The following is an 11440-nucleotide window of genomic DNA, read 5'->3' as shown; positions in this document are numbered from 1 at the left end:
TATCCTCGGGCGCGGTGGCCTTCGGGGCACCGGGGAGACTTCGCCTAGTCTGGTCTATGGCGCCGCACTGCTAATGCGGTTGGGGTCTTAAAGCCCCTCCCGGGTTCGAATCCCGGAGTCTCCGCGCAAAAGCCGGGTGTGTAGACTGGCCGAGCACTGAGCGCCCGTAGCTCAATGGATAGAGCATCTGACTACGGATCAGAAGGTTAGGGGTTCGAGTCCCTTCGGGCGCACAGCAGGTCAGGGGTCGTTTCGGGAAGCCGATACGGCCCCTTTTCCGTGCCGTACAGCAGCAAAGTACAGCAGCGGTCATGCCGATTCCGTGCCGTTCATCCGGTCGCCCAGGCGCTTCAACGCCTCCCGCGTCTGCTTCGAGCTGACGCGCGTGTAGATCTCCATCGTGACCTTGAAATCGGCGTGCCGCAGGATCTGCATCGCCACCCGTGGATGCACGTCGAGATCCGCCAGGATGCTCGCGCAGGTCCGCCGGGCGCCATGCGGAGTGATCTTCCGCAGGCCGTAGCGGTGGACCCGAGCGTCCCACGCCCGGTTGAAGTTCCGCGGCTCAATCGGCGTACCGAAGCGGGTCGTGAACACCAGCGGCGACTTCTGCCACACCTCGCCGGCCGCTCTCCGGTCCGCCGCCTGTTCCGCGCGTCGGATGGCCAAGGCGGTCCGACAGATGTCGGGCAAGGGGATAGAGGCATCGGATTCCGCTGTCTTGGTCTCCCGGCGCACGAGCTGTCCGCCGATGCGCTGGAGCTGCCAGGCGACGTTGATTTCGCTGGCCGCCTGGTCGACGTCGTCCCAGCCGAGGCCGAGCAGTTCCCCGCGACGCAGCCCGAGCACCAGCAGCAACGCCCATGCCGCGTACATCGGGTCCTGATCAGCCCGTGTCGCTTCCAGGAATCGACGTGCCTCGTCGCTGTCCCACGCCGTGCCGGGCCTCTTGCGGGTGGTGCGCAGCTTGACCAATGCCGCCACGTTCTTACTGATCAGTTCCTCGGTCACGGCCTGAGAGAGCGCGGCTCGCAGCGTCGCCCGCAGCCCCTTAATCGCACTGTCGGACGGGACGGCGTTGCAGCAGGCGCCGAGCGCGCAGCAGCGTCGTTTGGTCAGCGGCCTGGCGGCGTCCTTGCCCTGAGCGCAGCACTGGCACGTCCGCGCCACCTTGTTGATCCAGGTCTGCACGTCCTTGACCTGCAAACGGTCGAGCCGCTTCGCCCCGATGCCCGGCACGATGTAGAGGCGAGTGAAACCCTCGTACGAGACGTAGGTAGCCGGCGCGAGGTTCGGCTTCACGATCTCTTCCAGCCAGTAGCCGAGGTATCCAGCGAGAGTCGGCACGCGGGTGGCCACCGGGCCGGCCTTGGCCTGGTGATGCAGCTTCAGCCACTTCTCGTGGACGATCTCCCGGGTCTGCCCGTACACGTACTTGCGATCGCGCTTGCCGTCCGGCTTGTTGACCCAGACGTACGCGGCGTAGCCGTTGCGGTAGGGGAAGATCGATCCTTCGCCGTTGGCGCGAGTGCGTCCGGTCATCAGGCCGCCTCCTGCCGCTCGACCTGATCCCGGATGTACTCGTCGACCCACTCCGGCAGGATCCGGCGGTACTTGCCGTCCTTCACGGAGCGCAGCTCACCGGTGGCAATCTTCATCTTGACCTTCGACAAGCCGAAGCCGAGCAAGGCAGCAACCTCAGCGGGCGAGTACCACTTCGGGGCCAAGAGCTGGGAACGGGTGCTCATGGTGTCCTCTCTCCGTCAGGCGGTCTGTTCGGCGGGTAGGCGGAACCTGTTGACGCTCTGTCTCTCGCCGCGAGCAGTGCCGCCTTCCACTGGGCGCGTTGCGACAGGGCTTTGAGGAGTCGGTGTTGCAGGGGCGGTAGGTCGGGGTCGTCGGGTCGGGCGAGTTCCCAGGCGTAGGCGGGTGGGTCGTCCTGATCGACGGCGTCTGCGTCGGTGGCGCCGACGGTGACGCCGAGGAGGTTGCGGACCCAGGCGCGGGCGTCGGCCCGGTGGTCGGCGAGGGTCTTCCCGGACCAGTCGCGGGAGACGAGGATGCGCCGGCCGCCGATGCCGAGGGTGGCCCGTTGGTGGACTTTGCCTTTGCAGCGGCCGGCTTGCAGGCGTCCGTGTGCCTTCTTGGGTTGGATGCCGTAGAGCAGCCAGTTGGCGCACCGCTCGTTGCACGGTGTGACCCGGAGTTGGTGCCAGAGCCGGTCGAGGTGGTCGCGCTGTCGGTCGGTGTCGGGCTTGTGGCAGTCGGCCGCGCTCTTGGTGATGTACTTCGTGATGTAGCCGATGGTGCGGTTGGCGTGGACGGTGCCGGGGGTGACGCCTTCGGCATGGACCTGCGGACCGAAGCGGACCACGTGCGCGGGTTGGGCGTTGGGGTCGGTGTCGATGAGGTCCAGGGCGTCAGCCCACGCGGTCAGCGGTTCGCGGGTGTCGGGGTCGATCCACTCGGCGCGGTCGGCGTCCCACACCGGAGGCCGGTCGAAGGAGTACACCGGTTCATCAGCGGCGGGCCACCACACCTGGTGGTAGGTGGCGGCGGCGACCTGCCGCAGCACGGCGCGGGGGATGGTGCCGCGGATGGCGAAGTGTGCGTGTGGGGCGAGGCGTCGTTGGGGCTCGACGCAGCCGGCGTACTGGACGTTCCAGCCCGCGCACCGCCTGAGGTTTTGCCAGAACCGGTCGAGGAGCCGGGCGAAGTGCACCGCGTCCCACGCGGCGTGCCGGTAGTCGTAGGTGTCCGGGTTGACGGGGGTGCCGTCGGGTAGGACCCGGCCGTAGGTGTCGAGGGTGAGCGACAGCCACATGGACGGGCGGTGTTCGGTGCCGTCGGGGGCGGTGTAGACCTTCCCGACCGTGCGGGGCTCGACCTTCTTGCGGGGTAGGTCGGGTGCGTCTTGGCGGCGGCGGGTGGAGCGCTTGCGTCGGCCGTGGTTGTCGTCGTCGTCCTGGTCGTGGGTGGGGGCGACGGCGCCGCGTAGTCCTTCGGCGGCGATGGCTTCCTCTACTTCGCTGATGGCGTCGTCGATGTCGGGGAGCTGGTCGAACTGGGCGGCGCGTTGGGCTTCGTCGCGGGCGAACTCCAAATGGGCGCGCAGCAGGATCAGCTCCCGTTGCGCATCAGTGGCCGGGTTCGGTCCGGGCGCCGGTTCGTCGGTGCGGTGCCAGCCTTCCCGGATCTGGGTTTGGCGTAGCCGGCGTGCGCGTTTGGCGCAGGGTTCGCACTTGTCGTCGCGGGTGGAGCCGCAGGGCAGGTCGACGACTTCGGTGTGGCCGGTGTGTAGGTCGGTGCGGCGCAGGGTGACCGGGTGTAGGCACACGCCGTACTCGGCGGCCATCTCCGTGACGATCTTCCGCGACATCGGCAGCGCGAGGCGAGCGGCACGGGTGCCGGGCGCCGGCGTGAGGTCGGGGGGAACGGGGGCGACCGGGCCGGCGGTCGGCGGGGTGGGGTCGGGGGTGAGGCCGGGCAGGGTCGGGGCGGTCATCGGGTCACCTCCGGGAGCTCGAACAGGACAGCGGGTGCGCCGCCGATAGGGGTGGTGCGGGGTGAGCCGGCGTGGCTGGCCCAGCGGCGGGCGGTGGGTTCGTGGCGGGCGCAGGCGGTTTCGGCGCGGTAGCGGCCGGTGCCGGGGTGGCCGGCTTCGATGAGGGCGGTGGCCCACCTGTGGCAGCGGGCGCAGTAGGTGGGCCGACCGGTGTTCATGGGCGGTCAGTGCCGGCATCCCGAGCAGTGCAGCCCGGCGCAGGTGGTCTTGCGGCGCAGCAGCAACACGGCCAGGACGATGAGGACCAGGACGACGCCGACGGCGGTGGGCGCGTGGCGCTGGACGGTGTGGGCGACCTGGGCGGCGAGGTAGCCGATGCCGGCCAGGGCGCCGACGGCGGTGGCGGTGATGGCGGTGGCGGCGATGACCCGGCCGCGGCGCAGCCGACGCACTACCGGTGGCGGGTTGGTGCGGGCGGTGTCGAGGAACCGGACGGTGACGGTGACCCGGCCGTCGGGGTGCTGGCGGGGGCGGTCGGCGAACATCAGCCGGCCCGAGTCGCGGAGCACGGCGAGGGCGGCGGCGACTTCGGCGGGGGTGCCGATGACGCGGCGGGTCAGGGTGGTGGGGCCGGTGCGGTGGGCGAGAGCGGTGCGGGTGGGCGACGGCATCAGGGTTCTCCTGCTCTGGCTCGGTGGGGTGCTGCGGCGCGGTCGTGGGTGGGTCGGCCGCGCCGCAGCGGTGGTCGGTGGCTAGCGGCGGGGGTGGGCGCCGTGGGGCTTGGCGAGGTTGCGCATGTCGGTGTGCCGCCAGTAGGGGTCCTTGACGTCGACGTACTCGATGGGGCCGTTGCACACGGCGCACGTGTCCATCAGGGGTGGCTGCGTGGGCTGGTTCATCGGGTGACCTCCGAGACGATGTGGCCGTTGCGCGGGGCCTGAACGACCGACGACACGAGCGCCGACCGAACCGGAGCGGGAGTCGGCGGGGTGAACACGGGTGCCGCGGCGGCGGGCACGTCGATGGGTTCGGCGTCGACGGGCTCCCGGCCCGGCGCGGGAGCCGGGGTCGGCCGGGCGGGGGCGGTTGCTGGGGTGGGGGTGCCGGTGAAGACGAGCTTGGTCAGGGCCATGAACGCCAGGGCGGGCAGCGCGGACAGCAGCCACCCCGACGGGCTCGCATCGGCCACGGCGAGCTGCGCGGCGAGGGAGAACGCGGCGAAGGCCAGCATCAGGAACACCGGATAGCCGATCGGGTCCCGATGGCGTCGGCGTCGGCGGATGTCGAGCAGGCAGGCGACCGGTACGAGGTCGGACAGGACGGCGTTGGCCCAGCCGAAGGCGTCGGGGGTGCCGTCGGGGACGTGGCGCATGGTCCAGTCGTGGACGTGGGAGAACGACGCCCACCCGGCGGTCCCGGCGACGATGAGGAGGATGAGGACCAGGGCGAGGGCTTCGAGTCGGCTCGTGTTCAGTCGGGTGGCGCTCACTTCGGGGCCTCCCATCGGGTGAAGTCGGCGTGCCGGCAGACCGGGCAGGGGACCTTCCACATGCGGTGAGCCGGCGAGGTCAGTTCGTAGGTCAGGCCGTCGGTCATCTCGGGGTTCCAGATCTGCACCTCGCCGCGCTGCTGGCACAGCGAGCAGTCATCCGGGTCGGTGACGAGCTGCAAGGGGCCGCCCCAGCCGACGACGAACACCGCGACCGGCAGCGCGAACGGACCGCGTCCGGAACGGCCGGTCATGCCGCCCACCCCCAGGCTTCGGCGTCTTCGGCGGCGATCTCGGCGTGCTGGCGCAGCGCGGCGGCGATGACGTCGGTGCTGTCGGGGTCGGGTGCGCAGTAGGGGCAGGTCTGGTCGGGGTCGACGTGGAGCAGGTCGAGGCAGGTCCGGCGGATCGGCCGAAGGTTGAGACGACGGGTAGCCATCGGGATCTCCAAGGAGGCAGGCGGGTTAGCGGGTGGTGGGGTTGACGTGCACGCGGATCCACTCCGGTGGCTCGCCGGTGGAGGCGACGGCTTCGGACAGGCAGCGCCACAGCGCCCACGCCTCCGCAGGCGTCAGGTACATCCGCCGCCGGCCGGCACCCACGGCGACGTAGAGGTCGGCGTCCGGGGTGACCCGGACCGTGACCGGCACGGAGGCTTTGTCGACGTGCGGGGCGCGCAGCCGGTAGAAGCGGCGCGGTTCCGGGGTCTGCTGGTCGGGTTCGTCGGCGTAGGGCACCCGCACCGCAGCGCCCTCGGGGATCTGCTCGTGGGTCATCGGGGGTCACTCCCGTTCGTGGTGCCGTTGAGGTCAAGGGCGTTGAGCAGCGACGACGGCAGCAGCGGCGCACCCTGCTTCGGGGTGGGTCGGTAGATGTGCCGACCGTTGCCAGTGCTCGCGCGAGGCATGGGCGCCGCCGGCTGCATGACGGGTTCCGGCTGCGTCTCCGGCGGAGCCGGGAAGGTCGCGGCCATCTCCCGGATCACGTCATCGGAGAGGTAGGAGAACCGGACCCGGGCCGGTTCGGGCTGGCCGTCGAGGAGGACGTAGGCCACGCCCTTGCCGGACAGGGGGATCTGATCCGCGAGGGCGCCGCGGTCGCGGGCGCCGTCCCCGAGGAGCAGGTCGACGTGGCCGCGTTCGGTCAGGCCGAGGGCGATGCGGGTGGGGAACAGGTCGCGGACGGAGACGACTTCCTTGCGGGGGTCCTGGGTGGCGGCGACGACCAGGACGCCGAGGCCGGCACCCTGCGACAGCAGCAGCCCGAGCGCCTGCGTGATCCGGGTCCGGATCTCGCTGTCGGGCAGGTAGGCCAGGAGGGCGGCGATTTCGTCGATGACGACGACGATCAGCGGCTCATCGACGGTCGGGGTGTGGACGCGGGCTTTGCCGCGCAGGATCTGCTGGCGGGCGCGCATCCGGGCCACCGCGTCGTCGAGGAGGTCGGCCATGCGGGTCCAGTCGTCGTCGACGTAGCGGGAGAACAGCGGCCGGCCGATCGCCAGTTCCATGCCGCCCTTCGGGTCGATCGCCCACACCCGCACCAGCCCCGACCGGATCCCCGCCGCCAGTGCCCGGAGCAGGGACCAGATGACCGAGCCCTTGCCCATCCGGGTGGCGCCGCCGATGAGCACGTGCGTCGCGAGGAGCCGGAAGGCGTAGACGGCCAGGTCCTCCCGCAGCCCCAGGGGCAGGGCGGTGAAGTCCGGGCGAGCGGGCACCGGCAGCGGGGCGACGATGCGGGTCAGCGGGTCGCGGCGGATGAACACCAGCCACACGTGCCGGGGCCGGTCCCGCAGGCGCACCCGGTCGATCAGCCGCAGCACGAACGCGAGACGACCAGCACGGTGGGGGATGGGGTGGCGGCGGGTGGAGAAGACCCGGCAGTGCCGGGTACCGAACGAGTACGCCAGGTCGCGGGCGGCCTTGTGGTACACCTCCGGGTTCTGGCCCTTGGGCATCCGCAGGACGAGTTCGTCGGTGGCGTAGGAGCAGCGCAGCGACAACAGCCGCGGCACGACTTCCCCGCCGTCGTATTTCTTCACCAGCCCGCACAGCGACATCACCTCGTGCCACTGCCGCCGATACACCCACAACCGCCGCCAGATGGAGACGCCGCGCAGGACGACGTGGCGGTGGAACGAGTCCCGACCACGCCACCACCAGCAGCCGCCGGCCGTGCTGAGGACGACAGCGACCAGGAGGTGCGGCCACCACCCGTGCGCCCGGTAGGTGTCGACGGCGAACAGGACCAGGGCGACAGCCGGCCACGCCCGCCAGTGCCGGAGCACGAACACGCCCAGGCGGACCACGGCGGTGAGGAGGCGGAACAGGAGGAACAGCGCGGTGACGGTCCAGAGCAGCGGCCACGGCGCGGTGATCTGGAACCGGCGGAAGTTGACCAGCGGAGCGCGCACCATCACGCCACCGCCCGACGGCTGTTGCGCTGCTCGATCCACGCCTCAGCGCAGCCCTTGTGCACCGGCTTACCCGACGGGCTCCGGCAGATCGCGGGCTTACCGCAGATGACACACGGAACCGGATCGCCGGCACCCGCACCACGCGTCCAGTCCAGGACAACAGGCATGATGAACCTGCCCTTCCAGGCCGAGAGGGTTTTGTGAGGGCAGCGGGGCGGTCAAGCTTTCCTAGGGCCGAGACCGCCCCGCGCCATCAATTTCAGTTGCTGTCAGCGGTGACGCCGCTCGATGCGAGCCGCCGCGTCACGGCTGGCCTTGCCAGCGCTACCCGAGCCCGACACCTGACCCTGCCGGGTCGCGATCACCGCGATCTGCGGGCAGTAGCCACACGCACCCGAGTTGCCGCACGTACACGACGGCGGGCGAGTACCTTTAGCCATCGGTGGGACCTCCCGTGTCCTGCCGACCGGTCCGCCGGGAGCTGCAACTCTCGGCGGACCACCCTTTGAGCCAGTCGGCTGACTGACCTCGCCCCGCACGCCGAACCGAAATCGAAGCCCGGCGTGCGGCGACACCAGTCACCCCGCCAGCAGGTCAGGCCGCGGCCAGCCCGACCGACAAGGACTCACCGGCGTCAGCGAGCACACCGGCCAACCGGTCGATCTCGCTGCGCGGCAGGAACAGGGTCACGTCACCATCGGCACCGCCGATCTGCACCGTCACCCGCTCCTGCGTCGGATACAGCGAGAACGACAACTCCGTGTCCGGCCTCACGTGCACGTTCGCCGTGATGTGCGCCCCGCCGGCCATCAGGCGGCCTTCCCACGCGACTCCGCCAGCGTCTTCGGCGCCACCAGTCCGGTCGCCCGGTACGAGAACGCGAGCCGACCGTTGCTACCCACGTAGGGCGTCACGTTCAGGCCCTCGAACTCCACCCGCTCGAACGGACCCACCGGCGGCACCGGCTGCACATCGGCCAGGATCTTGATTGCCACCTCACGCGACCGCGACCCCAACTCCGGGTCCATGTCCATCACCCGGCACTGCCACACCCGCTGCCCCGTCACCTTGTCCTTCGCCGGCGTCCGCTGACGAGTCACCTCGTTGAAGTCCTGCGCCTCCGCGATCGAGTCCGGCACGAACACCGCGCCATGCGGAAAGACCGCCTCGAACGGAACCGAGAACCGAGTACCACCACGGAGAGCCATCGCTCTTTACCTCCATGCGTCGGGACGCTTCGTCTACTCATGTAGACCTATAGAGGACCGTAGCGCAGCGATGGCACCTTCACAAGTCCTCTATAGGAGTGTGTTTGGCGTGAGGTGCGAGAAGGGTCGATGCGTTAGACGTTCAACGCACGTAGAGTGAAGTAGAGGGGTTGTCCTTGAGAGGACGGACCGAGTTAGGACGGCGATGACCGACGACCTGGGCGCTAAAGCGCCTAAATATCTACAGATCGCAGCAGAGCTGCGGCGGAGTATCCGCGATGGCCAGATCAAGGCGGGGGAACGTCTGCCGGCCGAGACGGCATTGGCCGAGCGCTTCCGAGTCAGTCCGATCACTCTGCGTAACGCCATTGGCGTTCTTCGAGCAGAAGGGCTGATCGAGTCCCGGCATGGGGTCGGCACGTTCGTGCGTGAAAGCCGGCGCCTTCAACGCCGCTCGCGGCACCGGTACGGACGGGCCAGGAGCGATCAGAAGCTGCTCACTGCTCATCTGCGTCACGAGATCGTGTTTGCAGGCCGGGCGCCGGTCGTAGGTGAGATTGCCGCAGCGATGGATCTGCCAGCCGGCACAGAGGTAGTGGTCCGTCGTCGGCACCTCTACGACCGCGAGACCGGTCGGCCTGAGGAGATCGGCGCTAGCTACATCCTCACCGAGGTTGCCGGCGGTACCTACCTCGAAGAGCCCAAGGTGGTGCCGAAAGCCCTGTTCCTCTGCATCGAAGAGCTGAGCGGCAAGCGCTACGCCACCGCCCGCGACCACTGGTTTTCCCGGCTTCCCACGGCCGAAGAGGCAGCAGCGTTGGAGCTGCCGACGGGAGCCCCGGTCATGCAGGTGATCCACGTCGCCCGAGCAGACGACGGCTCCCTGCTGGAAGTCTCGGAGTCTGTGTGGCCAGCGGATCGCATTGTCGTGATCGACGAGTACGAGGTGGAGCCGGAACCAGCCGAGCCCGACGCCCCGTCCGAGATCTGAGGAGGCTAGGTGTCCCTTGCTGACCTTCCGCCCGGCCAGAACGCCGAGCAGGTACGCAACCACTGGTGGTGGCGCCCTGGCTGGCACGTCGGGCGCCGTTTCTTCGCCTTCCACATCACCTTCGACAACCAGCCAGCCCTTCACGACCTGGCCGCCACGTACCGGACCGCTCTCGCAGAGATGCCCAGCTTGACCCTGATACCGGACCAGTGGCTACACCTCACCATGCAGGGCGTTGGCTTCACCGATGGGATCCAACCGGCTGTCCTCAGTCAGCTCGTGGAGGAGGCCCGAAATCTGCTGGCCGCTGTTCCGGCGTTTGAGGTGGAGTTCGGTCCCGTGATCGTCGCGGACGAAGCGATCGTCATGCCCGCCGAGCCTCCGCATCCAGTGCAGGAGTTGCGGCGCCTGACGCGCACTGCGATTGGCCGCGTGTTTGGTGAAGAGCAGGTGCCCGAGAACGCCGACAGATTCCGGCCTCACGTCAGCGTCGCCTACCTCACCGCGGACGGATCCTCGGCGCCCTACGTCAAGATGGTCAACCAGACCGAGGCCGAGAAGGCCCGCCTGACCATCACCCACGTCGACCTCATCGAGATGCACCGTGATCGCCAGATGTACGAGTGGCAGACGATCGAGAGGCTTCCTCTAGCTAGGAGAACCTGAGCAGGCGGACGGATGCCGTGAGTAGGCCGATCGCTCTGCGCCTACTCCAGCGCTAGGCCGGAGAGGCGGCCAGCAGCCTCTCCGGCCTAGCAGTCAGAGAATGATCTTTGCGGCTTCAGCCATGAGGGCAGCAAGTCCAGCCAACAAGGCGGTCAGAGCACCGAGTACGGCTACCCACTCCGCCGCTGACCAGGTCTTTCTACGGACATACTTCCGCTTCTGCCGAGACTTTTTGCGTCGGCCATTCGTTACGCTCATCGAACCTGCGCCTTTGCGTAGTCGAAGTTGCAGGTGCGGGGCGGCACTGGTGCCCTAGGAAGTCGCCGTGCCGCCCCATCCCAAGCAGGCGCTCTGCCCGCTCTCTCCTCAAAACGACTTGGATGGTCGAAAGTGACCTCCGTTCGTGGAGTATCCCAAGAATTTGTGCGACGCCGAAGGTCTGTGACAGGACAATTTATAGAGATATTGCATGTCTTAACTGGTCAAAACCTTTTGCACATGCAAATTGCAGACTGCAAAGATGATCTAGGTTTTTAAACCGTTCTGGGTTATTTGTGTGTAATGCCAGCCCCTTGGGTGACTCGGCGGAGTTGTGACGGGGAGGGACGGAGGGACCGGCGAGAGCCAAGTCGTGAGGGACGACCGAGGGTAGAGAAGCTTGAGTGCAAGGCGACCGAGGAAGGGCGAGCCAGCATGGCGCTGCGTCCTACAACGATGGCGCTTCAGCGGCTCTCCGAGGCAGCAACCAGACCACGGCGGCTCGGGAGAGGCTGTATTGGTGCCGGCCGAGTCGAATCGGCGCGCTGTCCGTGATCTGTTGCCGAATTGGCCTGTACTAGATCAAGCGCGTTCCGCGCGGCGCGGGCCGGGGCGCGGCAAACGGCTCCTGCGGAGCCGCCGCCCCGGCACCTACGGTGCCGGGGCGGAAAATCAGCCGGCCCGAACCCCACGCCCCGCCCCGCGCGTCACACCTGGGTCAGTGAGGTGACCCGGTGACGAGTCCCGAAGGACGACCAAGGCCAGGCGTACACGCTTCCACCCGATGCCGACGATCCCGAAGCAGCACGAGATCCGGCAGACCAACCGCGGCGGACGAAGTTGCCGAACGGTTCCGCACGGTCGGCCTGGCCCCAGGTGGGGAAGGGATAGAGGTGGGTGTGGG

General features: G+C 68.7%; 15 protein-coding genes and 2 tRNA genes. 4 read left to right on the top strand and 13 right to left on the bottom strand.

The window, feature by feature from the left end; all coding sequences use genetic code 11:
* Positions 1-33 precede the first annotated feature (33 nt).
* Together O7619_RS02985 and O7619_RS02980 are read left to right on the top strand one after the other, a co-directional pair.
* A tRNA-Ser gene (locus O7619_RS02985) sits at positions 34-124 on the top strand.
* 36 nt (positions 125-160) lie between these two features.
* Positions 161-233 (top strand) — tRNA-Arg (locus tag O7619_RS02980).
* Between the two features lie 76 nt (positions 234-309).
* Here the strand turns inward: O7619_RS02980 and O7619_RS02975 are convergent.
* From O7619_RS02975 to O7619_RS02915, 13 genes are all read right to left on the bottom strand, one after another.
* Entirely contained in the window at positions 310-1542 is a 1233-nt protein-coding gene (locus O7619_RS02975) for a site-specific integrase (RefSeq protein ID WP_282285525.1), read from the bottom strand.
* Positions 1542-1748, bottom strand: coding sequence for an excisionase family DNA-binding protein (locus tag O7619_RS02970; RefSeq protein ID WP_184680303.1), 207 nt, complete (start codon positions 1746-1748; stop codon positions 1542-1544). The genes O7619_RS02975 and O7619_RS02970 overlap by 1 nt, the downstream gene beginning before the upstream one ends.
* Positions 1745-3505: a replication initiator gene (locus tag O7619_RS02965; protein ID WP_282285520.1), complete on the bottom strand. Its 1761-nt coding sequence runs from the start codon at positions 3503-3505 to the stop codon at positions 1745-1747. The genes O7619_RS02970 and O7619_RS02965 overlap by 4 nt, the downstream gene beginning before the upstream one ends.
* The gene (locus tag O7619_RS02960) at positions 3502-3723 is read right to left on the bottom strand and encodes a hypothetical protein (protein ID WP_282285519.1); all 222 of its coding nucleotides are present in this window, start codon (positions 3721-3723) and stop codon (positions 3502-3504) included. Before O7619_RS02960 ends, O7619_RS02965 begins: the two co-directional genes overlap by 4 nt.
* Before the next feature lie 6 nt (positions 3724-3729).
* The gene (locus O7619_RS02955) at positions 3730-4176 is read right to left on the bottom strand and encodes a hypothetical protein (protein WP_282285517.1); all 447 of its coding nucleotides are present in this window, start codon (positions 4174-4176) and stop codon (positions 3730-3732) included.
* Positions 4177-4257: 81 nt separating this feature from the next.
* Entirely contained in the window at positions 4258-4404 is a 147-nt protein-coding gene (locus O7619_RS02950) for a hypothetical protein (RefSeq protein ID WP_282285516.1), read from the bottom strand.
* Positions 4401-5009: a hypothetical protein gene (locus O7619_RS02945; RefSeq protein WP_282285513.1), complete on the bottom strand. Its 609-nt coding sequence runs from the start codon at positions 5007-5009 to the stop codon at positions 4401-4403. The genes O7619_RS02950 and O7619_RS02945 overlap by 4 nt, the downstream gene beginning before the upstream one ends.
* Positions 4991-5248: a hypothetical protein gene (locus tag O7619_RS02940; RefSeq protein ID WP_282285512.1), complete on the bottom strand. Its 258-nt coding sequence runs from the start codon at positions 5246-5248 to the stop codon at positions 4991-4993. Before O7619_RS02940 ends, O7619_RS02945 begins: the two co-directional genes overlap by 19 nt.
* A complete protein-coding gene (locus O7619_RS02935; protein WP_282285511.1) occupies positions 5245-5433 on the bottom strand; it encodes a hypothetical protein in 189 nt (62 codons plus the stop codon). The genes O7619_RS02940 and O7619_RS02935 overlap by 4 nt, the downstream gene beginning before the upstream one ends.
* A 25-nt stretch (positions 5434-5458) precedes the next feature.
* Entirely contained in the window at positions 5459-5770 is a 312-nt protein-coding gene (locus O7619_RS02930; RefSeq protein ID WP_282285510.1) for a spread protein, read from the bottom strand.
* A complete protein-coding gene (locus tag O7619_RS02925; protein WP_282285509.1) occupies positions 5767-7413 on the bottom strand; it encodes an FtsK/SpoIIIE domain-containing protein in 1647 nt (548 codons plus the stop codon). Before O7619_RS02925 ends, O7619_RS02930 begins: the two co-directional genes overlap by 4 nt.
* 594 nt (positions 7414-8007) lie before the next feature.
* Positions 8008-8223 carry a hypothetical protein gene (locus tag O7619_RS02920; protein WP_282285508.1) on the bottom strand — a complete coding sequence of 72 codons (216 nt, stop codon included), beginning with the start codon at positions 8221-8223 and terminating at the stop codon, positions 8008-8010.
* Complete coding sequence (locus O7619_RS02915) at positions 8223-8621, bottom strand: transcriptional regulator (protein ID WP_282285506.1); 399 nt, start codon at positions 8619-8621, stop codon at positions 8223-8225. Before O7619_RS02915 ends, O7619_RS02920 begins: the two co-directional genes overlap by 1 nt.
* 205 nt (positions 8622-8826) lie before the next feature.
* Between O7619_RS02915 and O7619_RS02910 the strand changes: the two genes are divergently transcribed.
* Positions 8827-9612, top strand: coding sequence for a GntR family transcriptional regulator (locus O7619_RS02910; RefSeq protein WP_282285505.1), 786 nt, complete (start codon positions 8827-8829; stop codon positions 9610-9612).
* Between the two features lie 9 nt (positions 9613-9621).
* Complete coding sequence (locus O7619_RS02905) at positions 9622-10278, top strand: 2'-5' RNA ligase family protein (RefSeq protein ID WP_282285504.1); 657 nt, start codon at positions 9622-9624, stop codon at positions 10276-10278.
* Positions 10279-11440: the final 1162 nt, after the last annotated feature.

Origin of the sequence: Micromonospora sp. WMMD998, from assembly GCF_029581235.1 — a bacterium.
Classification (GTDB): Bacteria; Actinomycetota; Actinomycetes; order Mycobacteriales; family Micromonosporaceae; genus Micromonospora.
The sequence above is the reverse complement of the archived record's forward strand: the minus strand, read 5'-3'. Positions and strand labels throughout refer to the sequence as shown.

Excerpts from the sequence above, each read along its gene's own strand:
- O7619_RS02975 (WP_282285525.1), bottom strand. The coding sequence starts at position 1,542 with ATGACCGGACGCACTCGCGCCAACGGCGAAGGATCGATCTTCCCCTAC.
- O7619_RS02970 (WP_184680303.1), bottom strand. The coding sequence starts at position 1,748 with ATGAGCACCCGTTCCCAGCTCTTGGCCCCGAAGTGGTACTCGCCCGCT.
- O7619_RS02965 (WP_282285520.1), bottom strand. The coding sequence starts at position 3,505 with ATGACCGCCCCGACCCTGCCCGGCCTCACCCCCGACCCCACCCCGCCG.
- O7619_RS02960 (WP_282285519.1), bottom strand. The coding sequence starts at position 3,723 with ATGAACACCGGTCGGCCCACCTACTGCGCCCGCTGCCACAGGTGGGCC.
- O7619_RS02955 (WP_282285517.1), bottom strand. The coding sequence starts at position 4,176 with ATGCCGTCGCCCACCCGCACCGCTCTCGCCCACCGCACCGGCCCCACC.
- O7619_RS02950 (WP_282285516.1), bottom strand. The coding sequence starts at position 4,404 with ATGAACCAGCCCACGCAGCCACCCCTGATGGACACGTGCGCCGTGTGC.
- O7619_RS02945 (WP_282285513.1), bottom strand. The coding sequence starts at position 5,009 with ATGGGAGGCCCCGAAGTGAGCGCCACCCGACTGAACACGAGCCGACTC.
- O7619_RS02940 (WP_282285512.1), bottom strand. The coding sequence starts at position 5,248 with ATGACCGGCCGTTCCGGACGCGGTCCGTTCGCGCTGCCGGTCGCGGTG.
- O7619_RS02935 (WP_282285511.1), bottom strand. The coding sequence starts at position 5,433 with ATGGCTACCCGTCGTCTCAACCTTCGGCCGATCCGCCGGACCTGCCTC.
- O7619_RS02930 (WP_282285510.1), bottom strand. The coding sequence starts at position 5,770 with ATGACCCACGAGCAGATCCCCGAGGGCGCTGCGGTGCGGGTGCCCTAC.
- O7619_RS02925 (WP_282285509.1), bottom strand. The coding sequence starts at position 7,413 with ATGGTGCGCGCTCCGCTGGTCAACTTCCGCCGGTTCCAGATCACCGCG.
- O7619_RS02920 (WP_282285508.1), bottom strand. The coding sequence starts at position 8,223 with ATGGCCGGCGGGGCGCACATCACGGCGAACGTGCACGTGAGGCCGGAC.
- O7619_RS02915 (WP_282285506.1), bottom strand. The coding sequence starts at position 8,621 with ATGGCTCTCCGTGGTGGTACTCGGTTCTCGGTTCCGTTCGAGGCGGTC.
- O7619_RS02910 (WP_282285505.1), top strand. The coding sequence starts at position 8,827 with ATGACCGACGACCTGGGCGCTAAAGCGCCTAAATATCTACAGATCGCA.